Source organism: Kribbella swartbergensis (assembly GCF_054784135.1).
In genome coordinates this window covers 29,289-54,611 of the sequence record NZ_BAAGPM010000015.1, presented here as the reverse complement: position 1 = coordinate 54,611, position 25,323 = coordinate 29,289, and the positions used below count along the sequence as shown (strand labels likewise).

Annotated in this window: 24 protein-coding genes; 8 read left to right on the top strand and 16 right to left on the bottom strand. The window is 70.2% G+C overall.

Annotation, left to right across the window (positions count from 1 at the left end; genetic code table 11):
* Positions 1 to 83: 83 nt before the first annotated feature.
* A complete protein-coding gene (locus ACYVOK_RS11120; protein WP_460662244.1) occupies positions 84 to 866 on the top strand; it encodes an alpha/beta fold hydrolase in 783 nt (260 codons plus the stop codon).
* A gap of 96 nt (positions 867 to 962) precedes the next feature.
* Here the strand turns inward: ACYVOK_RS11120 and ACYVOK_RS11115 are convergent, their stop codons facing one another.
* From ACYVOK_RS11115 to ACYVOK_RS11095, 5 genes are all read right to left on the bottom strand, one after another.
* Complete coding sequence (locus tag ACYVOK_RS11115; protein WP_460662243.1) at positions 963 to 1,589, bottom strand: superoxide dismutase; 627 nt, start codon at positions 1,587 to 1,589, stop codon at positions 963 to 965.
* Between the two features lie 233 nt (positions 1,590 to 1,822).
* On the bottom strand, positions 1,823 to 2,653 hold the full coding sequence (locus ACYVOK_RS11110) for an alpha/beta fold hydrolase (protein ID WP_460662242.1): 831 nt from the start codon (positions 2,651 to 2,653) through the stop codon (positions 1,823 to 1,825).
* Between the two features lie 108 nt (positions 2,654 to 2,761).
* A complete protein-coding gene (locus tag ACYVOK_RS11105; protein WP_460662241.1) occupies positions 2,762 to 3,139 on the bottom strand; it encodes a YciI family protein in 378 nt (125 codons plus the stop codon).
* Positions 3,140 to 3,240: 101 nt separating this feature from the next.
* Positions 3,241 to 4,704, bottom strand: coding sequence for an LCP family protein (locus ACYVOK_RS11100; RefSeq protein WP_460662240.1), 1,464 nt, complete (start codon positions 4,702 to 4,704; stop codon positions 3,241 to 3,243).
* Positions 4,705 to 4,886: 182 nt separating this feature from the next.
* Positions 4,887 to 5,561 carry an SDR family oxidoreductase gene (locus ACYVOK_RS11095; protein ID WP_460662239.1) on the bottom strand — a complete coding sequence of 225 codons (675 nt, stop codon included), beginning with the start codon at positions 5,559 to 5,561 and terminating at the stop codon, positions 4,887 to 4,889.
* Between the two features lie 55 nt (positions 5,562 to 5,616).
* Here ACYVOK_RS11095 and ACYVOK_RS11090 point away from each other — a divergent pair, with 55 nt between their 5' ends.
* Positions 5,617 to 6,564 carry an NAD-dependent epimerase/dehydratase family protein gene (locus tag ACYVOK_RS11090; RefSeq protein ID WP_460662238.1) on the top strand — a complete coding sequence of 316 codons (948 nt, stop codon included), beginning with the start codon at positions 5,617 to 5,619 and terminating at the stop codon, positions 6,562 to 6,564.
* Here the strand turns inward: ACYVOK_RS11090 and ACYVOK_RS11085 are convergent.
* Together ACYVOK_RS11085 and ACYVOK_RS11080 are read right to left on the bottom strand one after the other, a co-directional pair.
* Positions 6,547 to 7,446 carry a hypothetical protein gene (locus tag ACYVOK_RS11085; protein ID WP_460662237.1) on the bottom strand — a complete coding sequence of 300 codons (900 nt, stop codon included), beginning with the start codon at positions 7,444 to 7,446 and terminating at the stop codon, positions 6,547 to 6,549. The two genes, ACYVOK_RS11090 and ACYVOK_RS11085, sit on opposite strands and share 18 nt — an antisense overlap.
* A 72-nt stretch (positions 7,447 to 7,518) precedes the next feature.
* Complete coding sequence (locus ACYVOK_RS11080; RefSeq protein WP_460662236.1) at positions 7,519 to 8,109, bottom strand: TIGR03086 family metal-binding protein; 591 nt, start codon at positions 8,107 to 8,109, stop codon at positions 7,519 to 7,521.
* 121 nt (positions 8,110 to 8,230) lie between these two features.
* Here ACYVOK_RS11080 and ACYVOK_RS11075 point away from each other — a divergent pair, with 121 nt between their 5' ends.
* Positions 8,231 to 8,794: an HhH-GPD-type base excision DNA repair protein gene (locus ACYVOK_RS11075; protein WP_460662235.1), complete on the top strand. Its 564-nt coding sequence runs from the start codon at positions 8,231 to 8,233 to the stop codon at positions 8,792 to 8,794.
* Here ACYVOK_RS11075 and ACYVOK_RS11070 read toward each other — a convergent pair whose 3' ends face one another.
* From ACYVOK_RS11070 to ACYVOK_RS11050, 5 genes are all read right to left on the bottom strand, one after another.
* Positions 8,795 to 10,882, bottom strand: coding sequence for an iron ABC transporter permease (locus tag ACYVOK_RS11070; RefSeq protein ID WP_460662335.1), 2,088 nt, complete (start codon positions 10,880 to 10,882; stop codon positions 8,795 to 8,797). It lies immediately after the preceding gene.
* A 5-nt stretch (positions 10,883 to 10,887) separates the two neighbouring features.
* Positions 10,888 to 11,859, bottom strand: coding sequence for an ABC transporter substrate-binding protein (locus ACYVOK_RS11065; protein WP_460662234.1), 972 nt, complete (start codon positions 11,857 to 11,859; stop codon positions 10,888 to 10,890).
* Between the two features lie 9 nt (positions 11,860 to 11,868).
* A complete protein-coding gene (locus tag ACYVOK_RS11060) occupies positions 11,869 to 12,684 on the bottom strand; it encodes an ABC transporter ATP-binding protein (protein ID WP_460662233.1) in 816 nt (271 codons plus the stop codon).
* Positions 12,685 to 12,745: 61 nt separating this feature from the next.
* On the bottom strand, positions 12,746 to 14,767 hold the full coding sequence (locus ACYVOK_RS11055) for an oxidoreductase (protein WP_460662232.1): 2,022 nt from the start codon (positions 14,765 to 14,767) through the stop codon (positions 12,746 to 12,748).
* The gene (locus ACYVOK_RS11050; protein ID WP_460662231.1) at positions 14,764 to 15,306 is read right to left on the bottom strand and encodes a PadR family transcriptional regulator; all 543 of its coding nucleotides are present in this window, start codon (positions 15,304 to 15,306) and stop codon (positions 14,764 to 14,766) included. The genes ACYVOK_RS11055 and ACYVOK_RS11050 overlap by 4 nt, the downstream gene beginning before the upstream one ends.
* A gap of 130 nt (positions 15,307 to 15,436) precedes the next feature.
* On the opposite strand from ACYVOK_RS11050, the gene ACYVOK_RS11045 reads away from it, so the two are divergent.
* Together ACYVOK_RS11045 and ACYVOK_RS11040 are read left to right on the top strand one after the other, a co-directional pair.
* Complete coding sequence (locus ACYVOK_RS11045) at positions 15,437 to 15,922, top strand: cation:proton antiporter regulatory subunit (RefSeq protein ID WP_460662230.1); 486 nt, start codon at positions 15,437 to 15,439, stop codon at positions 15,920 to 15,922.
* 3 nt (positions 15,923 to 15,925) lie between these two features.
* A complete protein-coding gene (locus ACYVOK_RS11040; protein WP_460662229.1) occupies positions 15,926 to 17,143 on the top strand; it encodes a cation:proton antiporter in 1,218 nt (405 codons plus the stop codon).
* A 97-nt stretch (positions 17,144 to 17,240) separates the two neighbouring features.
* Here the strand turns inward: ACYVOK_RS11040 and ACYVOK_RS11035 are convergent, their stop codons facing one another.
* From ACYVOK_RS11035 to ACYVOK_RS11020, 4 genes are read right to left on the bottom strand one after another with little or no spacing between them, the layout of a single operon-like run.
* Positions 17,241 to 17,816 (bottom strand): YdeI/OmpD-associated family protein, encoded by a 576-nt coding sequence (locus ACYVOK_RS11035; protein WP_460662228.1) that lies wholly within the window; start codon positions 17,814 to 17,816, stop codon positions 17,241 to 17,243.
* A 26-nt stretch (positions 17,817 to 17,842) separates the two neighbouring features.
* Positions 17,843 to 18,343 (bottom strand): methylated-DNA--[protein]-cysteine S-methyltransferase, encoded by a 501-nt coding sequence (locus ACYVOK_RS11030; protein ID WP_460662227.1) that lies wholly within the window; start codon positions 18,341 to 18,343, stop codon positions 17,843 to 17,845.
* A complete protein-coding gene (locus tag ACYVOK_RS11025; RefSeq protein WP_460662226.1) occupies positions 18,340 to 18,894 on the bottom strand; it encodes a GNAT family N-acetyltransferase in 555 nt (184 codons plus the stop codon). The genes ACYVOK_RS11030 and ACYVOK_RS11025 overlap by 4 nt, the downstream gene beginning before the upstream one ends.
* Before the next feature lie 2 nt (positions 18,895 to 18,896).
* Complete coding sequence (locus ACYVOK_RS11020; protein WP_460662225.1) at positions 18,897 to 20,393, bottom strand: AlkA N-terminal domain-containing protein; 1,497 nt, start codon at positions 20,391 to 20,393, stop codon at positions 18,897 to 18,899.
* Between the two features lie 128 nt (positions 20,394 to 20,521).
* On the opposite strand from ACYVOK_RS11020, the gene ACYVOK_RS11015 reads away from it, so the two are divergent.
* The 3 genes from ACYVOK_RS11015 to ACYVOK_RS11005 all read left to right on the top strand — a co-directional run bounded on the left by ACYVOK_RS11015 (position 20,522) and on the right by ACYVOK_RS11005 (position 25,124).
* Positions 20,522 to 21,262, top strand: coding sequence for an SDR family oxidoreductase (locus tag ACYVOK_RS11015; protein ID WP_460662224.1), 741 nt, complete (start codon positions 20,522 to 20,524; stop codon positions 21,260 to 21,262).
* 177 nt (positions 21,263 to 21,439) lie between these two features.
* Positions 21,440 to 22,444 (top strand): LacI family DNA-binding transcriptional regulator, encoded by a 1,005-nt coding sequence (locus ACYVOK_RS11010; protein WP_460662223.1) that lies wholly within the window; start codon positions 21,440 to 21,442, stop codon positions 22,442 to 22,444.
* Positions 22,445 to 22,481: 37 nt separating this feature from the next.
* The gene (locus ACYVOK_RS11005; protein ID WP_460662222.1) at positions 22,482 to 25,124 is read left to right on the top strand and encodes a glucosidase family protein; all 2,643 of its coding nucleotides are present in this window, start codon (positions 22,482 to 22,484) and stop codon (positions 25,122 to 25,124) included.
* The last annotated feature ends 199 nt before the right edge of the window (positions 25,125 to 25,323 follow it).

Below are 25,323 nucleotides of genomic sequence, written 5' to 3'. Positions count from 1 at the left end.
CCGGCCCGTTTCCCCGGCCGGTGTCGATTTCGGCCACGATTGTTCGACGCAGGTGGTGAGATCACCGAAGCAGGAGGAACGTCATGGAGAAGGTCACGTCGGCGGACGGCACCGCCATCGCCTACGACCAGCGCGGAAGCGGCCCGGCTCTGGTGCTGGTCGACGGCGCGCTGTGCAGCCGGGCCCAGGGCCCGATGCCGGAACTCGCCGAACTGCTGGCCTCGGAGTTCACCGTGTACAACTACGACCGCCGTGGCCGCGGCGACAGCGACGACGCGGCGGAGTACGACGTCGAGCGTGAGATCGAGGACCTGGCCGCGGTGATCGAGGCGGCCGGCTGCTCGGCGTACGTCTACGGCACCTCGTCGGGCGCGGCGCTGGCGCTGCGAGCCGCCGCGGCCGGGGTGGCGATCGAGAAGCTGGTCGTGTTCGAGCCGCCGTTCGTCGTGGACGGCAGCCGCAAGCAGATCCCGCGGACCTGGGTGACGGACCTGAAGGCGCTCGGCCCGTCCGACGCGGTCAAGTACTTCATGACCAAGGGCATCGGGCTGCCGGGGTTCGTGGTCGGGATGATGAGGCTGATGCCGGCCTGGAAGGGGATGAAGGCGGTCGCCCACACCCTTCCGTACGACGCGGCCCTGCTGGGAGACAACTGCTTCGGCGAACCGCTGGACGCCTCGCAGTGGGCGACCGTCGACCGGCCGGTGCTCGTCGTCAGCGGCGGCAAGAGCCCGGGCTGGATGAAGACGTCGGTCAAGGCGCTGGCGAGCGCCGTACCGGGTGCGAAGCACGAGGAGGTCCCCGGCCAGAACCATGTCATCAAGGCGTCGGCGATCGCCCCGGTGATCTCCGGCTTCCTGCGCTGACACAACGGCAGGGGCGCCCGGCCCACCTGGTCCGGGCGCCCCTCGAGCCGTGACCGAGCAGCCGGCGGCGCGGCCGCCGGTGTTCGGCCGCCGACGTCAGCTGACGGTGATCAGGCCGCCTGCGTTGGCGCGGGCCGCGTCGAAGCGGGCCTGGGCGTCGCCCCAGTTCACCACGTTCCACCAGGCCTTGACGTAGTCCGGCTTCACGTTCTTGTACTGCAGGTAGAACGCGTGCTCCCACATGTCGAGCATGACGATCGGGATCTGGCCGGCCGGCAGGTTGCCCTGCTGGTCGTACAGCTGGTGGACCAGCAGCCGGCCCGCCAGCGCGTCCCAGCCGAGGATCGCCCAGCCGGAGCCCTGGATGGTGGTCGCCGCCGAGGTGAAGTGGGCCTGGAAGCCGTCGAACGAGCCGAAGTACTCGTCGATCGCGGCGCCCAGCTCGCCGTCCGGCTTGTCACCGCCGTCCGGCGACAGGTTCTTCCAGAAGATCGAGTGGTTGACGTGCCCGCCGAGGTTGAAGGCGAGCGACTTCTCCAGCCCGACGATGGCGCCGAAGTCACCCTTCTCGCGGGCGGCGGCCAGCTTCTCCAGGGTGTCGTTCAGGCCGTTGACGTAGGTCTGGTGGTGCTTGGAGTGGTGCAGCTCCATGATCTCCCCGGCGATGCTCGGCGCCAGCGCACCGTAGTCGTACGGGAGGTCGGGAAGCGTGTACGTGGTCAACTCTGCTCCTTCGTCGGGGCCCGCGGGGGCCGATATCTCCGATGTCCTGTTTCAGCGGCACCAGCTTGAAACTTCAACCACGGTTGAGGTCAAGGCGCCACGCGGGTCGGTGTCGCATCTCTCACCGGCCCCGGCCAGCACCTCGACTGTGCCCGGCACAGGCCCGTTCACACGGGATCCGCACCGGTCACCCCCAGCTTCACATACTCCGCCCGCGGAGCCACGGGCGAGTCTCATCTATCGCACGACCGTGCTCGAGGACGTGCCCATGACGCGCGCAGTACGGCGGCGAACGGCGCGGCGCCCGACACGAAGCCGGTGTGGTCGCCGGGGAAGCGGGTGGGCTCGATGCCCAGCCCGGCGGCCAGCGCGGTCGAGGTCCGGTCGCACAACTGGCCGCCCGACTCCTCGCCGATCCCGACCACGATGCGCACTCCGCTGTCCTTCAGCCGAGCCAGCTCCGGCAGCCAGCTGACCGATTCCCGCAGCTCGTGCTCGAACCAGAACCGCTCGTCGGCGACCACCCGCGGATCCCGCTCACCGCCGAACATCGCCTCGACGACACCATCCGGCACCTCGATGTTCGCCAGCGCGAAGAACTGCCGCCACGCCCCGGTCACGTCCCCGGCCAGGTAGTCCGCGATCATCCGCTCGGATGCGGCCAGCAACTCGTCGCCGTCCTCGACCAGCCGGTCCAACGGCGGCTCGTGCGCGATCACCGTGGTGACCAGCTCCGGATGGGCCTGCGCCAGCGCGAGCGCCGTCACCGCACCCCCACTCGACCCGAACACGGCCGCCGGCCCGGCGTCGGCGTACCGGATCAGCCGGGCGAGGTCGTCGGCCCGCTGCTCCGGCGTCGATCCCTGACCGATCAGCCGGCTGCGGTGGATGCCGCGCGGATCCGTGGTGAGCACGGTGTGGTCGGTCGCCAGTTCCTCGGCGAGCGGCGCGAACGAGTCCGCGTCCATCGGCGCACCCACCAGAACAACCAGCGGTCCGGAACCCCGGACCTCGTAGTACAGCTCGGCATCGGGGACGGTCAGGCGCTGCGCGGTCGTGATCATGGTGTCTCTCCTTCGACGGGTTGTTGGCATCACCACGAACGGCAACCCGCCGAATGGACACAGACGGAGGGTGCCGGGCGGAAGTCGGCCCGGCACCCTGGCGGCACGTCAGTTGCCGGAAATGTCGGAGTCCGGACCGAAGTCGGCCTCCTCGACGACCCGGCGTACCTCGACCTCGCTGCCGAGCGCCTCGGCCAGCCGGGCGGCCCACTCGATCGCCTCGTCGCGGTTGCGAACCTCGACGACGATGACGCCGCCGATCAGCTCCTTGGTCTCGGCGAACGGGCCGTCGGTGACGGTGCGCCTGCCACCCTCGACCTTCACCCGGGCGCCGAGCGCACTGCGGTGCACACCTTCGGCGAACAACAGGACACCCGCCTTCGACATGTCCTCCACAGCCTGGCCGACCGCCACGGCCACCTCGTCCGGCGGGAACATCCCGGCCTCGCTGTCGGCGTCCGCCTTGTTGATGATCATGTAGCGCATCGCAGTGGTTCTCCTCGTCGTGTCGGTCGATCACTTACTCTCACGTCGAGCGGTCCACCACCAGATCGACACACGCCGGAGAAATCAGATCTGCGACGCGGTCAGTTCGGCTGGTCGCCGGTGGCCGGGCGGTAGGCGCAGGCGTCCTCGAGGTCCTGAGTGGGGGCCGGTGGGGTCGCGTTGGCGGGCTTGCCGGAGGGCCTGGTGGACTTCGGAGCCGCCGGCGGGGCCGGGGCGGTGGTGGCCGGGGGTGCGGGCTGCTCGAGAGCCTTCTCCACGGTGTCGCGGAGGGCGTCGTAGTCCGGGTGCAGGTACTTCAGCCGCAGCTTGGCGGCGTCGAGGTGGACGTTCGAGACGGTCCCCGACTTCACCCGGAGCGCCAACTGGACCATCGCGGGCAGCAGTTCCTGCGGGATGTCGGTGCGCAGCAACTGCTGGCCGGCCCTGGCGATCGCCTTGTACTTCGTCACCAGCGTCCTCGGGTCGGCCGCGTCGATGATCCCCTTGATCGCGCAGCGCTGGCGGATCTGGCGCTGGTCGTCGTCGGCGCCGTACCGGCCGCGCGCGAACCACAGCGCGTGCCGCCCGTCGAGGTGCTGGTTCGGCCCGGGCTCGATCCACTCGCTCGGCGGGATGTTCGAACTGCTGACGCCGCCCATCGCGACCCGCTCGTTGACGTTGACGGTGATGCCGCCGAGCGCGTCGACGAGTTCGGCGAAGCCTTTCAGGTTGACCTGCAGGTAGTAGTCGAGCTTCAGGCCGATCGCCTCGCCGACGGACTGCTTCAGCACGTCGGCGCCCTCGTTGTCGGACGGGCCGAGGATGCCCGGGTGGGCCGCCGGGATGTTCTGGTACATCGAGGTCAGCATCCACTCCAGCCTGCCCTCGAGGCTGAGCCCTTCCTTGCCGTAGCCGTTCGGGTAAAGCTTGTGCAGCGGCGAGTCCTTCGGGAACGGCATGAAGGTCAACTGCCGCGGCATCGAGACCAGCGAGGTGTCGCCGGTCCTGGTGTCGATACTCGCCACGATCACCGTGTCGGTCCGCACTCCGGGCCGGCTCGGCGCGTCGTCGCCGCCGAGCAGCAGCAGGTTCAGCCGCGGCTTGTCCTCCCACGGGTCCTTGGTGTTGACCACACTCGGCCGGGTCGCACTCTTGCCCTCGCCCTGCGCCACGAACACGTCCTGCACCAGGTCGCGCTGTGCCAGCACACTCTGTACGCCGAGGGCGGCCGGGGCCGCGATCGCGAAGCACAGGACGCCGACCAGCAGCGCGCCGAGGACCCGGCCGCCGCGGCCACCTGTTGCCGGACGCAACGAACGGTGCGACGCGACGACGACCACGATCCAGAGGACGGCCAGCGTGCCGATCGCCACCGACGTGATCAGCAGCCGGCTCGGTACGACGGCCGCCGAGAGAACCTCCTCGCGCCGGGCCAGGCCGACGTAGGCCCCGAGCGCGATCAGTCCGAGGGTGACGGTCAGCACGAAGACACCGATCCGGCGGCGGCCGCCGATGACAAGGCCGAGCCCGGGGAGCAGGGCACCGAGCAAGGTCAGCCCAAGCACCCTCGGAACCGACCGCGGCCGGCGTCCGTCCGGCTCGGACGCGGGCAACCCGGGATCGCTCGTGGCGCCTGTCGCGCGCGACCGTTTCCCCATGGCTCCCCTGTCGCCGTCCCCCGAGTACCAGTGTGCGTCAAGTACCCGTGCCCGCACCTCTTCAGACGTGTCACCGGGTCAAACGGTTGTCATACCGGCAGATGCGTTCCGGCGAAGCCGGGCGTCTCGACGAGGGTGCGCACCACCACGGCGATGCGGTCGGGCGGGGTCCACTTGGTGGTGTCGGCCTTCGGCATCGCGGCCCGGTTGGCGGGGGTGTCGATGGTGCCGGGCACGATGGTGTTCACCCGGATGCCGTCACGCGCGTACTCCGCGTGCAGGGCGTCGGCGAACGCGATCACTCCGGCCTTCCCGGTGATGTACCCGGCTGCCCCGGCGAACGGCCGCAGCGCCGCTCCGCTCGACGTGCAGACCACCGCTCCACCGCCGGCGGCGATGAGGTGCGGAAGCACGCCCTGTGTCATCAGGTACGTCGGCCGCAGGTTGAGCCGGATCATCGACTCGAAGTCCTCGACCGGCGTCTCGTGCACCCGCGCCCCGGAGCCGAAGCCGCCGACGAGGTTGACCAGTGCGGCCAGTGGCGCGGCCTCGTCGGAGGTGGCGAGCGCGACGACGTCCGCCGTACCGGCCGGATCGAACGGGTCGGCGACGATCGGGTTCAGCGCCGGGTCGGTGCCGAGCCGGGCCAGCGACTCCTCGGTCCGCCCGGGTACGACGACCCGCCAGCCGGCTCGCAGGAACTCCGCCGTCACCGCCGCGCCGAGCACACCGGTGCCACCGGCAACCACCACCGTCTTCGTCATGCCGGAAGCCTAATCCGGTCGCGGCGACCGGCTCCTGGAGGTTAGCGTCGGCAGTGTGCGGATTCTGACGCTGGGTGGGAACGGATTCGTCGGACGCGCGGTCATCGCGGACGCGCTCGAACACGGCGCCGAGGTGGCGTCCTTCAGCCGGGGCAGGAGCGGGACCGACCTCCCACCGGAGGTGACGCAACTGTTCGGCGATCGCGACACCGGTGACTACGCGGCGCTGCGGACCGGTGAGTGGGACGCGGTGGTCGACCTGAGCGGTTACCAGAGCAAGCAGGTCGACGAGGCGATGGACGTGCTGGGCGACCGGGTCGGGCGCTACCTGTTCGTCTCCAGCCACGCCGTCTACGTCCGGGATCTGCCGCCCGGCACCGACGAGAACGCGCCACGGCGTGAGCCGCTGCGGGCGGCCGACGAACTCACGAACGACACCTACGGCCCCTGCAAGGTCGCCTGCGAGGACGACGTCGTGGAGCGGTACGGCGACCGCGCGACGATCGTCCGCCCCGGCAAGGTCACCGGTCCCGGCGACACCTCGGAGACGGTCCTCTACTGGGTACGGCGGGGAGCCCGGGGCGGCCGGGTTGCCCTGCCGACGCGACCGGAGCAGCCGTTGCAGTTGACCGACAGCCGCGACCTCGGCCGGCTCGTCGTCCAGCTCGTCACCGACGGCAGGCCTGGAGCGTTCAACGCGATCGGACCCGACAGCACGATCGGGGAACTGATCGAGACCGCCGCCGAGGTCGCCGGCAACGCGGTCGAGTTGGTGCGGGTACCGGCCGGCGCCGTTCCGGGAGGCTTCCCCTTGATGGAGCCCGAGACGGCGTGGGCAACGCGTCGACGCGACCAGTCCAAGGCACGGGCCGCGGGTATGCCGGTGACGCCCCTGCGGCAGACCGTCGCCGACGTCATCGCTTGGGACCGGGGCCGCGGTGAACCTCCGCTCGCGGTCGGTCTCTCCGATGAGGAAGAGCTGAGGCTACTCGGGCAGGGCTAGGGTCCGGCCGGCGTCGCGGGCCGCGTTGATGCTGCGGGTGAGGGTGTCGCGGAGGGCAGCCGCTTCCTCGGCGAAGCCTTGGACGACCGAGGTGTCACCGGCCGGCTCGGTCCGGGCCAGGAGCTCGATGTAACGGTCGCCGTCCTCCAGCGCCGCCTCGGCACGCAGCGCGGCATCGGCCGAGCGGACCCTGTCGGCGTACCGCTCCAGCAACTCGACCTTGCGCTTGATGGCGTCGACGGAGAGCGCGAGTGCTCGGCGCTGCGGTCCGAGCACGGCTTCCAGCTCGGCGGTCGACATGCCCCGCGCGACCTCGCGCTGCCGGGCCCGCAGCACGGTCTGCTCACGCAGCACCTGGCCGATGTCCCAGAGCTGCTCGGGCAGGACCAGGTCGTTCTTCACCTCGTCGAGCAGCCCGCGCCGGGTGACTGTTGCCTCGAGCACCGTTTTCACCGCGCGTTGGGCCCGGTCCAGCAGCCGGGCGGCCGCCTCGTCGAAGTCCTCCGGCAGCAGGTACCTGCCGTGCTGCCGCCGGACCGCCTTGTGGCCGCGGTCCTCGACCGCGGACTTGGCCACGATCCCGACGGTGGCGACGGCCAGGATCCCGGCCAGCACGATCGCCGACCAGGAGGCGACCTCGGCCGGCAACGTCGCCGCCATCAGGATGAGAGCCAGGATCCAGCCGCCGACGCAGACCGCGAGCCAGACCAGCAGCTGACCGAAGGTGTTGCCGGGTGCGACCGACCAGGAGGTCTCCCGCTTGGGCTTCGGCTGCCCGGCCGGGACGAACAACTCGGGCCGGGTGCCGTACAACCGCCGTACGCGGGCCGGAACGTCAGGCGCGAACACCGGCTCCATCGGCACCTCCACGACTGTCGACACTGTCGATACTCAGCGTAGCCGGGCCGGCTTCGCTTCGAGCCCGAACTCGAACAGACGGTCCTGAAGGCGTATTCAGTCGAGCGGGGAGACCCAGTCGGGGTTGCGGCCGAGGAGGCCGAGTAGCTGGTCGAAGTCGGAGGCGTCGCCGGAGACCTTGACGCTGCGCTCGAAGGCGGCGCCGGGGCCCCGGACCGCGTCGGTGTCAGGGATCTTGCGGGCCAGGATCAGCGCCTGCTCGACCAGGTCCGGCGGCGGGTCGTACGGGATGTCGATGGCCCGGGCCAGGTCCCACGCGTGCACGACACAGTCGAGCTGGTGGAAACTCAGCGCCACCCGGCGCGGGAACGAGCCGTACTCGCGGACCTCCATCAGCCGGTCCAGCGCCCCGCCGTCGGCGAACGCGTCCGCGACCCGGACGTTCGACCGGCGGTACGCGCCGGACGGGTGGTCCCCGAGCCGTCCGCCGTTCCAGGTCTGCACCGGGGCCGACCCGTTCAGCGCCGCGGCGGCGAAGCCCTCGTTCTCGCTGACGATGTGGCGGAGCAGACCGCGGACGGTCCAGTCCGGGCAGGGCGTCGGGAACCACAGCTGTTCGGGGCGCACCTGCATGACCACCTCCCCGAGTACTGCACCGGCCCTCCGATCCAGATCCCGGATGTCCATCCGTGCTCCTCCCGTCGGCGCTGCCCCAGCCGAGCATAGGCCCGCGGGCCTGTTTTGGGCATGGACCGGGTTCGAGCACAAGGGACAACCCGCACTGCGGCGCGCGTGAGATGATGCGGCCATGGGCTTCCAGATCGCGAACCTGCCGGACGCGGACCGTGTCCTCGACGAGTACCCGTTCGCTCTCGTCGTCGGGATGATGCTGGATCAGCAGTACGGGATGGAGCACGCCTTCCGGGGCGGCTGGAAGGTGCTCAGCCGATTCGGCACCCTCGATCCGGCGGCGATCGCCGCCGCCGAGCCGGAGGCGTTCAAGGAGCTGTGCTCCCAGCCCCCGGCGATCCATCGGTTCCCCGGCTCGATGGCTGCCCGGCTGCAGGAGCTGGCCGCCCTGGTCGAGTCCAGGTACGACGGTGACGTGACCCGGCTGTGGACGGAGCCGACGACCGGTAAGGAACTGCTCAAGCGGGTGCAGGAGCTTCCCGGCTTCGGCAAGCAGAAGGCTCAGATCTTCGTGGCGCTGCTGGCCAAGCAACTCGGTGTCCGGCCCGACGGCTGGGAGGCGGCCGCCGGGGACTACGCGCTCGACGGGTACCGGTCGGTCGCGGATGTCGTGGACGCGGATTCGCTGCAGAAGGTCCGTGAGTTCAAGCAGCAGAAGAAGGCCGCCGCTAAGGCCGGCTGATCAGCGGTTCGGGACCCGGGTCCGCCACAACAGGTAGACGAAGTACGGCGCTCCGATCAGCGCGGTGAGCAGTCCGGCCGGGATCTGCGCCGGAGCCAGCAGCGTGCGGCCGAGGCTGTCCGCGACGCTGACCAGGATCGCGCCGAGCAGCGCGGCGACCGGCAGGATCCGGGTGTGCCGCCCGCCGACCAGCGCCCGGGCGGCGTGCGGTGCCACCAGGCCGACGAAACCGACCACGCCGATCGCGGACACGGCGGCCGCGGTCAGCAACGCCGCGCACAACAACGCGGTCAGCCGGGTGCGCTCGAGCCGTACGCCGAGGATGCGCGGTACGTCGTCGTCCAGCGCCACCAGGTCGAGTTCGCGCCGGGCGTGGACGATCACCGGGGTGAGCACCAGCAGCGCGATCGCCACCGGTACGACCTGTGGCAACGTCCGCCCGTACGTGCTGCCGGACAACCACGTCATCGCCATGCTGACGTTCCACGGATCGGTGGCGACGATCAGCAACGTGATGATCGCGGTCGCCCCCGACGACACCCCGACACCGATCAATACCAGCCGGTCGGAGCTCAGCCCGCCACGCCACGACACCAGGTAGACCAGCGCGAACGTGGCCAGCGCGGCCACCGCGGCGGCCCCCGACAGCAGCCAGATGCTTGCGGACGGCAACAGTACGAGCGTGGTCACCGCACCCACGCCCGCCCCGCCCGTGATCCCGAGGATCCCCGGTTCCGCCAGCGGGTTCCGGCAGACCGCCTGGACCGTCGTCCCCGCGATCGCGAGCGCCGCACCGCACAGTACGGCGGACAGCACCCGCGGGAACCGCTGGTCGAGCACATAGGTGATCGCCCGACCGGACCGCCCGTTGATCCAGTTCATGACATCACCGGTACGCAGGAACGCATCGCCGGCCAGCATCGCCAGGACGCCGGCCACGACCAGCAGTACGGCGAGCACACCGGTGACAACCCAGAACGTCCGCCGGCTGCGCAGCCCCGAACTCGCACCACCCGGCGTCCGGCTCGGGCCCGAATCGCGGTACCGCCGCGCCAGCCAGACGAGCACGGTCGCACCGACCATCATGGTCATCACACCGGTCGGGATCTCCACCCCGGCCTGGCCACCGAGCAGGGCCCGGAGTACGACGTCCGCGGCAAGGACGACCAGGACGCCGGCCAGACCGCTCAACGGAAGCAGTACGCGGTGCCGCAGCAACCCGGGCACCATCGGAGCGATCAGCCGCACGAGCACCGGGGCGACCAGACCGACGAAGCCGACCGGGCCGGCAACCGTGACCGCGGCGGCCGACAGCAGCACCGTCAACAGGGTGATCAGTACGCGCACCCGCCGTACGTGAACACCCAGCACCGACGCGGTGTCGTCACCGAGGGCGAGGATGTCCAGCTTCGGCGCCAGCAGCATCGCCCCGATGATGCCGACGGCAACGACTGGCGCCATCTGGCCGACCGCGGTGAAGTCGGTCTGCACCAGCGTGCCCGCTCCCCAGGCGAACGTGCCGACCGTCTCCTCGCGGTAGAGCAGCAGAAGCAGCGTCGTCACCCCGGCCAGCGCCATCGCGACGGCCGATCCGGCCAGGATCAGCCGGGTCGGACCTGACGAGCCGCCGGCCGACAGGGCGAGCACCAGGGCGGCGGCCGCCAGCCCGCCGAGAAAGGCGACTCCCCCGGCGGGCAGCACCGGCAACGAGACCCCGAACGCGGCCACGACCACGACCGCGAGATACGCCCCGGCGTTGACCCCCAACGTGTCCGGCGAGGCGAGCGGGTTCCGTGCCAGCGACTGGAGCCCGGCCCCGGCGAAGCCGAGCGCGACCCCGACCAGTACGCCGGCCAGCAGCCGGGGCAGCCGGGACGCGATCAGCACATTGGCGGAGTTGTCCGTGCCCTGGCCGACGAGCAACCGCAGGAGGTCACCGGCGTTCACCGACGAGGTGCCCTGGGTGAGGTGTACAGCAGCCAGCAGTACGGCGGCCACAGCGGCCAGAGCCAACACGCTCGCCACGCGGAGCCGCCGTACCGGCTGCAGAGCCTCGGGAACCTGGACGTCAGGTCCCGGGGCGGTCACCTGGGTCAAGACGTGACTGCCTGGACGGCCGCGTCGATGAACTGCTCGGTCGACTTCGGACCGCCGAACATCCAGATGCCGTCCGGGAGCCGGTGTACGTCGTTCCGCTTCACGAACGGCAGGTTCTTCCAGATCGCGTTCTTGGCCAGGTCGCCGCCGAACACGTCACCGCCGTCGGCGTCGTTGGCGATGTAGAGGAAGTTGCCGTCCGGCAGCTTGGTCAGGCCCTCGAGGTCGGTCTGGGCCAGGCCGTAGTCCTTGTCACCGGCGCCGGTCCAGCCGTTCTTCAGGCCCAGTTCGGCGAGCACCGCGCCGAGCAGCGAGCCGGTGGTGAACATCCGGATCGAGATCGTGCTGCCCTGCTTCCAGCCGTCGGCCATGGTGAAGTTCTCACCGGCCTTGCCCGCGTCGGCGATCTTCTGCTTGCCCTCGGCCAGCGCCTTGTCGAAGTCGGCGTTGAGCTGCCTGGCCCGGTCGGCCTTGCCGATCGCGCTGCCGATCAGCTCCAGGTTGGCCTTCATCTGCGCGATCGGCTTGGTCGCGTCCGAGCCGCGGATCACCAGCACCGGTGCGATCTTCTCGAACTGGGCGATCGAGTTCGCCGACTCGTCGGTGGTGGTGATCACCAGGTCGGGGCTGAGCGCGGCGATCGCGTCCACGCTGGACTCACCGCGGGTGCCGACGTCCTTGACCGACGGGTCCAGCTTCTCGGCGGTGACCCACTTGCCGTATCCCTTGGTGTCGGCGACCCCGACCGGCATCACGCCCAGCGTCACGAGACTCTCGACCGCGTTCCACTCGAGCGCGACGACCTTGGCGGCCGGGGCCTTCAGGTCGAGCTTCTTGTTCCGCGCGTCGGTGATCGAGACCGGCTGCGCGGTGGTCTGCGCAGCGGCGTCGGTGGTCGCGGGCTCGCTCGTCCCGCACGCCGTCAACGCGAACAGGGCAGCAGCGAGCAGGGCGGTGGTTCTCTTCATCAGATGTCCTCAGATCGTGGTGAGGCGATTCAGGTGCTTGCCGATGGGACGGGTGGTGACCAGGCCGGTCGCGGGGTCGGTACCGACCTCGATCCGGATGCCGTAGGTCTCGGTCAGCGCGTCGGCCTCGAGCACCTCCTCCGGCGTACCGCTCGCACGGACCCGCCCCTGATCGAGCAGCGCGATCCGGTCCGCCACGGCGGCGGCCTGGTTCAGGTCGTGCAGTACGACGCCGACCGCGACGCCGTGGAGGTCGGCGAGCTCACGCATCAGGTCGAGGATCTCGATCTGGTAGCGCAGGTCGAGGAACGTGGTCGGTTCGTCGAGCAGCAGGACGCCGGTGTCCTGGGCCAGACAGGTCGCGAGCCACACCCGCTGCAGCTCGCCGCCGGACAGCTCGTCGACCGCGCGCTCGGCCATCGCGGTCACCCCGGTGACCGCCATCGCGTGCTCGATCGCCCGGTTGCCGTCCGGGTCGTCGGTCCGCCAGCGCCCGCGATGCGGATGCCGCCCGTACCCGACGACGTCGCGCACACTCACCCCGTTGGGGGTCGGCCGCGACTGCGACAGCAGGGTGACCTTGCGGGCGAACTCCTTGGCGGACAGGTCGAGCGCGCTGACGCCGTCCGGGAACGTGATCCGGCCGTCGTCGGGGTGATGGAGCCGCGCCAGGGCACGCAGCAGCGTCGACTTCCCGCTGCCGTTCGGTCCGACGAGCACGGTGACACTGGCCGCCTCGATGCGCAGGGATGCGCCGTCGACCACCCGCTTGCCGTGATATCCGAGGCGCAGGTCGTCGCCCGCCAGCCCCACCGTCTCCTGCATGCAGCAGAGGATAGCCTTACCTAATTGAACTGTCAGCTTTACGCTGCGTCGCTGGAACCGTTCACAGAGTGAGGGCCAGCCGGGTGGCCTGGTCGATGGCGCGTTTGGCGTCGAGTTCGGCGGCGACGTGGGCCCCGCCGATCAGGTGCACCGGGCGACCGGTGTCGCGCAAGGCGTCGGCGAGGTCGCGCACCGGTTCCTGGCCGGCGCAGACAACGACGGTGTCGACGTTCAGGACCCGTGGATTCTCGCGCTTCGGGCCGAAGGTGAGATGCAAACCGTCGTCGTCGATGCGTTCGTAGTTGACGCCACGCAGTTGCTCGACCTGCTTGTTCTTCAAGGCCGCTCGGTGTACCCAGCCGGTGGTCTTGCCCGGGCCGGCGCCGATCTTCCCGGGCTTGCGCTGCAGGAGATAGACGCGCCGCGGCGAGGGCTCGGGCCGCGGCGTGGTGAGTGCGCCGGGGGCGAATCTCGGATCGGTCACGCCCCACTCCGCCTTCCACGCCTCGAGGTCCAGCGCGGGTGACGCTTCGGTGGTCAGGAACTCACTCACGTCCACGCCGATCCCACCGGCTCCGATGACCGCGACGGTACTGCCGACCGGCTTGCGGTCGCGGACGACCTCGACGTACGAGAGAACCTTCGAGTGGTCGATGCCGGGGATTGCCGGAACGCGTGGGACGACTCCAGTGGCCAGCACGATCTCGTCGAAGCCGGCCAGGTCCTCGGCCGTCGCTCGGTGCCCGAGGTGCAGCTCGACGCCGGTCAGGTCGAGCCGGCGCCGGTAGTAGCGGATCGTCTCGGCGAACTCCTCCTTGCCGGGGATCCGCCGCGCGATCCCGAACTGCCCGCCGATCTCGTCGTCGGCCTCGAACAGCTCCACCCGGTGTCCGCGCTCGGCCGCCGTCACCGCCGCGGCCAGGCCGGCCGGACCGGCCCCGACGACCGCGATGTTCTTCGTACGGCGGGTGGGCAGTAACCGCAGCTCGGTCTCGCGCGCCGCCCTCGGGTTGACCATGCAGCTCGCCTTCCGCTTGGCGAAGACATGGTCCAGACAGGCCTGGTTGCAGGCGATGCAGACGTTGATCTCGTCGGCGCGGCCAGTGGTTGCCTTGAGCACCCAGTCAGGGTCGGCGAGGAACGGCCGGGCCATGCTGACCAGGTCGGCGTCGCCGCGCGCCAGCACCTCTTCGGCCACCTGCGGCAGGTTGATCCGGTTCGACGTGACGACCGGGACACTCACGTGCGGCTTGAAGGCAGCGGTCACGCCGGTGAAGGCAGCGCGCGGCACCGAGGTCACGATCGTCGGCACCCGGGCCTCGTGCCAGCCGATGCCGGTGTTGATGATCGAGGCACCGGCCGCCTCGATCTCCTTGCCCAGCGCAACGACCTCGTCCCAGGACTGGCCGCCCTCGACCAGGTCGGCCATCGACAGCCGGTAGATGATCAGGAAGTCGTCCCCGACGCGTTCGCGGGTCCGCCGGACGATCTCGACCGCGAGCCGGCGGCGGTTCTCCGGGCTACCGCCCCAGCGGTCGGTGCGCCGGTTGGTCCGCTCGGACAGGAACTGGTTGATGAAGTACCCCTCGGACCCCATGATCTCGACGCCGTCGTACCCGGCCTCCCGGGCCAGCGCCGCACAGTCGACGTACGCGGTGATCTGCCGGCGGACGCCGCGGTCGGTCAGGGCACGCGGCCTGAACGGGTTGATCGGGGCCTTCAGAGCCGAGGCGGAGACGCTGAACGGGTGGTACGCGTACCGGCCGGCGTGCAGGATCTGCAGGGCGATCCGGCCGCCCTCGGCGTGCACGGCGTCGGTGACGATGCGGTGCTTGCGCGCCTGGCGGCTGCTGGTCAGCTTCGAGCCGAACGGGGTGAGCCAGCCGGTCCGGTTCGGTGCGTAGCCGCCGGTCACCATCAGGCCGACCCCGCCGCGGGCCCGCTCGGCGAAGTACGCCGCCAGCCTGGGCAGGTCCTTCGCCCGGTCCTCCAGGCCGGTATGCATCGAGCCCATGATCACCCGATTCGGCAGCACCACATGCCCAAGATCAAGCGGAGCCAACAGGTGCGGGTAGGCGCTCATCGATTGTCCTTTCGGAGGGCCTCGATCACTTCGTCACACCACTCCACGAACGACTCCTCGGCGCGGATGCCACCGCGCAGGACGAGGTACTGGTGCAGGTCCCGGCCGTGCAGCCTGGCCGGTTTCGGGAAGTCCCGTTTCTGGATCCCGCGGTAGATCTCGAGCCGGGTGGCGTGCTCGGCCCGGTGCCGCTCGACTTCCTTCAGTACGACGTTCGGATCACCGATCGACGCACCGCGCAACTTCACCCCGAGACCGTCGCGCAGTACGGCGGGGTCCTCCGGCTCGGCCAGCCACCGGGTCAGCTCCGCCTTGCCGGCCGCGGACACCCGGTACACCTTCTTGTCCGGCCGCCCGTCCTGCGCGATCTCGGTGTGCCGGACCCAGCCGGCCTCGTCCATCCGGCGCAGGACCCGGTAGATCTGCTGGTGGGTGGCCGGCCAGAAGTACCCGATCGACCGGTCGAACCGCCGGGCCAGCTCGTAACCGGACGCCGCCCGCTCGGTCAGCGAGACGAGAATCGCGTGTTCCAGGGCCATGTCAGGACTCTAGCTATGCAACGCGTTGCACTGCACCTGATTGCATCCAGGATCACAGTCGAGTTCCGGACCGGCTGCTGAGGCTTTGGGATAATGGTTGCAGACGCCAGCTATCGCGGATCGAGGAATCATGGACCAGCAGGCCCACCCGACCAAGACGACGTTGCCCGGGATCGGCACCCGGTACGACCTGATCACCGAAGGCGGCAAGCATGTCTCGGTGGTGGTGCACGACGACGGACGGCGGTTCCTCGGCTTCCACGACCCGCAGGACGACGACAACTGCAAGGACTCCGTCCCACTGGATCCCGGCGAGGCGGCCGCCCTGGCCCAGTTGCTCCTGCCCGCGCCGATCGACCCGGTCCGCGGCGAGATCGAGATCGACCTGGTCACCGAACACATCCCGATCACGGCCAAGTCGCCGTACTCCGGCCGCACGCTCGGTGACACCCAGGCCCGCAGCCGGACCGGTGCGTCGATCGTCGCCGTCCTGCGCCGGACCGGGGCCACCCCGTCGCCGGCGCCGGACTTCCGGTTCGCGACCGGTGACACGCTCGTCGTGGTCGGCACCCGCGAGGGCGTCGACGCGGTGAACGACCTGATCGCGGGTGGGTGAGAGATGCACGAGAACACCACCGCCCTGCTGATCGAGCTGGGCGCGGTCATCCTTGCCCTCGGCATCCTCGGCCGGATCGCCGCCCGGTTCGGTTTTTCGCCGATTCCGCTCTACCTGCTGGCCGGGCTGGCGTTCGGACACGGCGGGTTGCTGCCGTTGGCGGCCAGCGAGGAGTTCGTCGCCACCGGCGCCGAGATCGGCGTCATCCTGCTGCTGTTGCTGCTCGGCCTCGAGTACACGGCCAGCGACCTGGTCGGCACGTTGAAGACGCAGTACATCTCCGGTGTCGTGGACTTCCTGCTCAATGCGTTACCCGGCGCTGCCGTGGCGTTGCTCCTCGGCTGGGGACCGGTGGCCGCGGTCGCGCTGGCCGGTGTCACCTGGATCTCGTCGTCGGGGGTGATCGCCAAGGTCGTCGGCGACCTCGGGCGGCTCGGTAACCGGGAAACCCCGGTGGTGCTGGGGATTCTGGTGCTCGAGGACCTGTCGATGGCGGTCTACCTGCCGATCCTGACCGCGCTGCTCGCCGGTGTCGGGCTCGCCGGCGGCAGCATCACGTTGCTGATCTCGCTCGGCACGGTGAGCATCGTCCTGTTCGTTGCCTTGCGCTACGGACGCCTGATCAGCCGGGCCGTGTCGTCCGACAACCCGGAGATGCTGCTGCTGGTCGTGCTCGGGATGACGTTGCTGGTCGCCGGGATCGCACAGCAGTTGCAGGTGTCGGCGGCGGTCGGCGCGTTCCTGGTCGGGATCGCGTTGTCGGGTGAGGTCGCGCACGGGGCGCGGAACCTGCTGAGCCCGTTGCGGGACCTGTTCGCCGCGGTCTTCTTCGTCTTCTTCGGGCTGAGCACCGATCCGAGGGAGATCCCGCCGGTGCTCGCGATCGCCCTCGGACTCGCGGTCCTGACCGCGCTGACGAAGATCGCCACGGGCTGGTACGCCGCCCGCCGCGCCAACGTCGGATCGGCCGGGCGCTGGCGGGCCGGCGGCACCCTGGTCGCCCGGGGCGAGTTTTCCATCGTCATCGCCGGTCTCGCGGTGGGCGTCGAACCACGGCTCGGCCCGCTGGCGACGGCGTACGTGCTGATCCTGGTCATCCTGGGCCCGATCGCCGCCCGCTACACCGAACCCCTGGCCCGCCGCCTCACCACCCGCCGTCGGACGCCAGCCGGTCCACCCGCCGCCGAACGCCTCGACGACCCCGCCAACACCCCGACCTGAGCTCCCAGCCGGCCGGCGGGACTTGCCACAGCGAACGGGGCCGTGCACAGGCAACACCTGTGCACGTCCCCCGCGTGGTGTTCACCCCCCCGGCGGCTCACCTCGGTTGGTTGGCCCGCTGGTTCAGCGCGGCCTGGTCCACCGTTTGGCGGATGCGGCGGGCGCGGGTCTCGGGGCGTTTGGCCAGGGTGATCCACTCGAGGATCGTGCGGCGGGCGGACGGCGGGAAGGCCCGGAAGTGCTTGTCCGCAACGGGGTTCTCGTCCAGGGCTGCCTGCAGGTCGGCGGGAACGATCAGGTTCTGCGCGTCGGCCAGGAGGTCCCAGGTGCCGGTGCGTTTGGCCAGGTCGACGAGTTCCTGACCGGCGGGAGCCATCAGGCCCGCCGCGGTGAGGCGTTCGACCCGGTCGCGGTTGACCTTGCTCCACGTGCTGCGCGGGTTCCGCGGCGTGAAGCACTGGTACGTCGTCCTGTCGTCCCGCTGGACCGTCTTGCTGTCGATCCAGCCGAAGCACAACGCGTGCTCGACGGCGCTCGTGAGGCCGATCCCCGCCTCGTCCCGGTGAATGATCAGCCAGACCGATCGCTCGACCCGCCCGTTCGCCGCCAGCCAGGCCCGCCACTCGTCGGCGGTCGTGCAGGCCAGCGCTTCGTCATCGGTCGGTGTGCTCATACTCCCAGCATGCGCCCGATAAGTGCTCACCGAATGAGCACTTTCTCAGAAGAGTGCGTCACCCGTTCGTGGTCCAGCAGGGCCTGCTTGCGCTCGAGGCCTCCGCCGTACCCGGTGAGGTTGCCGGTCGAGCCCACCACGCGGTGGCACGGCACGATGATGCTGATCGGGTTCTTGCCGTTGGCGAGCCCGACCGCGCGAGATGCGCCCGGCACGAGACCGAGGGTCCGGGCGAGTTCGCCGTACGTGGTGGTCTCGCCGTAGGGGATGTCCTGTAGGGCGATCCACACCCGCTGCTGGAACGGCGTGCCCGCCAGGTGCAGTGGTACGTCGAACGTCGTACGGCCGTGGTGGAAGTACTCGATCAGTTGCTCGGCGACCGCGGGGAGAACCGAGTCGTCGCGGTCCCCGAAGGTCTCGATCGGCGGGCGGTGCCGATGCTGCTCCATGTAGACGCCGGCGAGGCGGCCGTCCCTGTCGACCAGCGTGAGCGGGCCGAGCGGGCTGTCCACGACGGCGTACGTCACCGCGTCGCCTCCCACTGCGCGCGGTCGATCCGGTAGAGAACGTGGCGGCGCAGTCGGTGGCCCGGGGCGATCCGCGGGTGGTCGAAGTCGTCGGCCTCGTCGTGCGTCATCCCGATCCGCTGCATGACCCGCTGGGACGGCAGGTTCGTGGTGGTGGTGAACGAGACGATCTCGTCCAGGCCGGCCGGACCGAACCCGTGCGCCAGCGCCGCGCGGGCCGCCTCGGTCGCGTAACCGTTGCCCCAGGCCTCTTTCATCAGCCGCCAGCCGATCTCGACCGCGGGCGTGAAGTGCGCCTCGAAGCTCGGCACCGACAGCCCGGTGAATCCGATGAACCGGCCGGTCTCCCGCACCTCCAGCGCCCACAGTCCCCAGCCGCGCTCGTCGATCGCCGGGCTGAACCGGTCGACGAAGTCGTCGCTCTGCTCCGGTGTCATGGTCGACGGGAAGTGCTCCATCACCGCCGGGTCCGCGTTCATCGCGGCGAACGGCTCGCGGTCGGACTCGCGCCACTGGCGCAGCAGGAGACGGTCGGTGGACAACTCGGTCATGCTCACTCCGCGGGAATCGTGTTGATCGCGTGGTCGCCGGTGGCCCACAGGTACTGCACCGCGTACGCGCGCCAAGGACGCCACGCACGCGCGTGGGCGGTCAGGGCTTTGGGGGCTTCCGGCAAGCCTAGATGACGGGCGGCGTACCGGACACCCAAATCACTGGCCACGAAGGCGTCCGGGTCGCCGAGCGCGCGCATCGCGATCGACTCGACCGTCCACGGCCCGATCCCCGGCAGGGCATCGAGTTGCTGCCGCGCCTTGTCCCAGTCGCTGCCCGCACCGAGGTCGACCTCACCGGCGGCCAGGGTCCGGATCAGTGTCATCAACGTCGTACGACGGGACTTCGGGAAGGCAAGGGTTTCGGGATCGAGCCCGGCCAGCGACTGCATGGTCGGGAACAGATGGGTGAGCCCGCCGGCCGCGTCCTCGATCGGCTCACCGTGCTGCAGGACGAGCCGATGAGCATGCGTCCGGGCGGCCGCGGTCGACACCTGCTGCCCGAGCACGGCCCGGACGGCGAACTCCTCGCCGTCGACGGTGTGCGGAACCCGACGACCGGGCGCCTTCGCGATCAACGGCGCGAGCACCGGGTCGGTGCTCAACAGGTCGTCGACCGCGACCGGGTCGGCGTCCAGATCGAGCATCCGCCGGCACCGGCTGATCGCGATCGCGAGGTCACGCTGGTCGGTCAGGGACAGTTGGCACGCGATGTGGTCGGGCATCGGCTTCAACGCGACCACTCCGTGTCCGTGCGGGAGCCTGAGCGTCCGTCGATAGTGACCGTCGCGCCACTCCTCCACACCCGGTACGCCGGTGGCTATCAGGTGACCGAACAGGTTGTCGGGCGTCAGCGGTGCGCGGAACGGGAGCCGGAGCGAGATGGTGCCGGGCGCGGATGTCGTCGTACCTCGCCTGGCGCGGCGGCGGAGCTCGGTCGGGGACAGCGCGAACACTTCCTGCACCGTCTCGTTGAAGGTCCGCACACTGGAGAACCCGGCCGCGAAGGCAACGTCGGCCATCTGCAGGTCGCTGGTCTCGATCAGCAGCCGGGCGGTCTGCGCGCGCTGGGCCCGGGCGATCGCCAGCGGGCCGGCCCCGAGCTCGGCCAGCAACTGACGCTGCACCTGGCGAACGCTGTAGCCGAGCTGGGCAGCGAGTCCTGGTACGCCGTCGCGGTCGACGACTCCGTCCGCGATCAGCCGCATCGCCCGGGCGACGAGGTCGGCACGGTCGTTCCACTCCGGTGATCCCGGACTGGCGTCCGGCCGGCAGCGCTTGCAGGCGCGGAACCCGGCCTGCTGAGCGGCGGCGGCACTCGGGTAGAACCGCATGTTCTCCACCTTGGGCGGCGCCACCGGGCAACTCGGCCGGCAGTAGATCCGCGTCGTCAGCACCGCGGTGAAGAACCACCCGTCGAACCGCGCGTCCTTGGACTGGACCGCGCGGACACACCGCTCTCTGCATTCGTACACGTCCCCCAGCATCGCTGCCGCCACCGACAGTCTCTAGCGGTTTTGCGACATGGAGGTGTCGCGGGCCAGCTGATTGTCGCGGGAATGCGACGCAAGGATCCGGTGTCGGATTCCCGCCAGAACCGGCGGCCGCGTGCCGGTGGACTGGAGGCATGAACGAACTACTTGGCAAGAAGGCACTCGTGACCGGTGGCAGCCGCGGGATCGGCGCGGCGACGGCGATCGCCCTGGCACGGCGGGGCGCGGATGTCGCGCTGACCTACAACAGTTCTGCCGACGCGGCGGCGACGGTGGTGAAGGAGATCGAGGCGCTCGGGCGTACGGCGTACGCCCTCGAGGTCGACGCGGCCGACGCGGTCGCGGTGGCAGACGGCGTCGCCCGGGCTGCGGACCGGCTCGGCGGTCTCGACATCCTGGTGAACAACGCGGGCGTCGGCGCGATCGGCCCGATCACCGACTTCACGCTCGACGACGTGGATCGCGTGCTCGCGGTCAACATCCGTGGTGCCTACGTCGCCGCGCAGGCCGCCGTACCGAGGCTGTCCGACGGGGGTCGACTGATTCACCTGGGCAGTTGTGCCGCCGGCCGGGTCACCAGTCCCGGGATGACGCTGTACGCGATGAGCAAGTCCGCGCTGATCGGCATGAGCAAAGCCCTGGCCCGTGAACTCGGGCCCCGCGGCATCACGTCGAACGTCGTCCAGCCCGGCCCGATCGACACCGACCTGAACCCCGCGGACGGCCCGTTCGCCGCCGCCCAGATCGCCGACCTGGCCCTCGATCGCTTCGGCACCCCGACCGAGGTCGCCACCGCAATCACCTACCTCGCCGGCCCCGACGCGGCGTACATCACCGGCACCGAACTCACCATCGACGGAGGCCACACGACCTGACGGCATTCATAAACGTCGACCGCATGCGTTCCTCGGTGACGGTCGGAGCAGTCGGACCTGGACGGCACCCGCGCGAGCTCACCAACCTCGCGCGGGTCGCCGAGGCGTTGACACCGGGCGGGGCGGGAGGGAAACTGCGGATGGTTTTAACGTTCAAAGTGTCTGTGGGAGGGTGCCGTGGCCACGTTGAAGCAGGTCGCCGCCCACGCCGAGGTGTCGGTGCAGACGGTGTCGAACGCCCTCAATGCACCCCACCGCCTCCGCCCGGACACGCTCGAACGGGTGAACCGCTCGATCGAGCTGCTCAACTACCGGCCCAATCGTAATGCGCGCAGCCTGCGCACCAGCGCGGTCGAACTGATCGGCTACTGCGTGCCGAGCTGGCCGAACCAGACCCACCTGGTGATGGACCAGTTCCTGCACGCGCTCTGCGCCGCCGCCGAAGCCTCCGGCCGGCACATCCTGCTGTTCACCGCCCCGCCCGCCCTCGAGGGCATGCCGGTGTACGACGACCTGCACGCGCGCCGCCTGGTCGACGGGTTCGTCCTCTCGCAGACCGAGACCCACGACCCGCGGCACGGCTGGCTCAAGGACAAGCAGATCCCGTTCGTGTCGTTCGGCCGGGTCTGGAAGGAGACCGTCCAGCCCGGCGCGTGGGTCGACGTCGACGGCGCGTCCGGCACCGCGACCGCGGTGCAGCACCTGTACGACACCGGCCGCCGGCGCATCGCGTTTCTCAGCTGGCCGAAGTCGTCCGGTCTGGCCGAGGACCGGCTCGCCGGCTGGCGCAATCGCTGCAAGGAGCTCGGCCTGCCCACCGGCGGACTGGCCGTGCGCTGCGGTGAGGACACCATCGACGACGGCGCCCGGGCGACCGCCGAACTGCTCGACGGCGACCAGCCGCCGGACGGGATCGTTGCCTTGAGCGACGTTCTCGCCCTCGGTGCGCTCCGCGAGCTCGGCGCGCGCGGTCTCACTCCCGGCGTCGACGTCGGCGTCACCGGCTTCGACGACTCACCACTCGCGTCGGTCGTCTCCCCCGGCCTGACCAGCCTCCGGCAACCGATGGACCAGATCGCGTCCGAGCTCATCGCCATCCTGACCGGTACCGCGCCCGACGTACCGGCCCAACGTCTGCTGCAACCCGAACTGGTGATCAGGGGCAGCTCAGCCCCTGGGTGATGCGGCGCATGCGTGCCGCGAGAAGGAGGACTCCGCCATGACTCTCCGCCCAACCGTCAGACGCAGCACCGCCCCACCACGCCGGGCCAGGCGCACGGCCGGCGTCGCGCTGCTCGCCGCCGCCACCATCCTGGCCGGCAGCGCCTCCGCAACCGCCGGCTCGGCTCCGAGTACGACGGGTGGCCGGCCGTCCGTCGGACCGTCAGAGCTCTCGGAGACCACCCGGCTGGCCGACCGGCGGTCGCTGGTGGTCGGGGATCGCGCCTACGCGATGGGCGACGAGACCGGCCTCTACCCCGCCGCCGGGTGGCACATCCGCGGCGAGATGGGAGGCTTCTGGACTCAGCCGATCAAGTTGCTCGACGGCCTGTGGTTCGGGCTCGACGGCGCCTGGCTCGGCAAGGACGTGGCGGCGCAGAAGTACACCAGCGGGCACGGCTACAGCCGGATCGACTACGCCGGCGACGTGCGCGTACGCCGTACCGACTTCGTCCCCGACGGCATCCGCGCGACCCTTGTCGGGCTCACGCTCGAGTCCAGTACGGCGAAGACGGTCAAGCTCGACGTGGACGCCCACTCCGAACTGATGGCGTCGTACCCGTGGGGCTGGACGACGCCGAGCGCGGCCGACGCCAACCTGCCGGACACGGGTGCCTACGCCGACGGATCGCTGCGGTTCCGCGAGCAGGGCACACCGTCGTTCCCGAACGCGACCGCCCACGACTACGCCGCATTCGTCGGATCGTCCCTGCGTCCAACGAGCCACGCCCTCGGACCGAACCACCGCGGCCCGCAGGACCCGGCGGTGATCTGCCCGGCCGACGGGACGACGCCGGCCCGCTGCGACGACTCGCTGGTCGGCAAGGGGACCGGCGGGCGCCTCACGTACGACGTGAAGCTCGCCCCCCGGAAGTCGAAGACCATCTGGTTCGCGGTGGCGGGATCGGACGACGGGGTGGCCGCCGCGCACCGCGAGTACCGCCGCGCCCTGAGCAGTCCGGAAGCGTTGCTGAAGGCAAAGGCCCGGGACCGTCGGAAGATCGACGCTCTGTCGGTGGTGGACCTGCCTGGTGACCGGCTGCTGCAGCAGAGTGTCGAGTGGAGCAAGCAGAACCTGGCGGACTCGGTGCAGGAGGCACGCAACCTGCGCATCCGCGACGTCAACGAAGGCAAGGACTACCCCGCCCCGGTCGGCACCGTCGACCGCGCACGCTGGTTCGGCGCAGGCTTCCCGGACTACCCGTGGATCTTCGCGACGGACGGTGAGTACATGGCGTTCGCCGCGGTCGCGGCCGGCCAGTTCGACACGGTAAAGGAACACTTGCGCGCGCTGCGGGACATCAGCGACCTCCTCAACGACCGCAGCGGCAAGGTCGCGCACGAGGTCGTCCCCACCGGTGACGTGTACTTCGGTTCGAACCAGAGCGCGGGTAACACCGACGAAACGGTGAAGTTTCCGAGCGCGGTCGCGCTGCTGTGGCGGTGGACCGGCGACGACAGGTTCCGTGACTCGATGTACGACTTCAGTGTCCGCAACCTGCGGTACGTCTACCGCGAACTGGACAAGGACGGCGACGGCTGGCCGGAGGGTCTGGCGAACGTCGAACGCAGCGGGATGGGCGTGGAGAAACTCGACAGCACCGTCTACCTCGCCCGCGGTCTGCGCGACCTCGCCGACCTGGCCGCGTCCAAGCGCGACACCCGGGTCCAGCAGTGGGCGACCGCCCGGGCCGACGACCTGGAGTCCCGCTTCGAGGCGCAGTGGTGGGTCCCGCAGGCGATGGGGTACGCCGACTCGGTCGACGACCCCGACAACCCCGCGAACGACAACACGCCGATCTTCCAGCGGCACTGGATCGGTGTCACGCCGATGGAGGCGGTCCTGAACCGGCCCGGCCGGCCGGACTCCCCGCTGGCCTCGGCCGACCATGCGCACATCGCCCTCGACCAGCGCGAGAAACCTTGTTACACAGGCGAGTTCGGCCTGTACCACACCGGCACCGGGCCGACCTCGGCCGCGGGCGGCAACCGCGGACCGTCGTGTGACCCGATCGTCTCCGAGGTCCAGAGCGAACGGGCCATGTTCGGGCTGAACACCTCGATCATGGCGGTTGCCGAGGGCAACTTCGGGCGGCTGGGCAGGAACCAGCAGCAGTTCTACACCACCGGCAACGCCCGGATCCAGCTCGACCCGTCGGTGTGGGAGACGCCGGGCGCGATGCCGGAGATCGCACCGTCACCCGACGCACCGGCGAACATCGGCCGGCCGTTCTACGACCGCTCGATGGCACTCCAGGCGTGGGGCGCGTACGGCATCCTGTGGCCGGTGGTGCACCAGCAACTCGGCGTCGACCCGGATCTCGGCCACGGCAAGGTCGCAGTGGTCCCGCAGCTCCCGGAGGGCCAGCAGAAGGTGGCCGGGAGCAACATCCGGCTGGGTCGCGGATCCATCGACGTGTCCGCACGCCTTGCAGGTAAGGAATTGCGGACCGACGTGAAGGTGAAGGGTGTCGGCGCGAAGTTCACCATCGGCGCCGTCCTGCCGGCCGGCGCGACGGTGAAGAGTGTCTCGCTGGACGGCCGCAGTGCGTCGTACCGGCTCGTCACCACGACCCGTGGAGTGGAGGTGCACGTCGCGGCCCGCGGCTCGTCCTCGGCGCTGAGGATCACTCTCAACTGATTGATTCGGCCGTGGCGGCTCACGTCGCCACGGCCCGACGTCGGGACCCCGACCCGGTGGGTCCTGACCGCCGGCCCGCGCACCTCCGTTCTGTGCGCCGGCCGGCTTCGCGTCGTTAACGACACCGCTCGGTGCCGATAGGCACACAGAAGCGAGGCCCCTCCGAGTATGAGTCGGAGGGGCCCCGCATAGCTGAAGG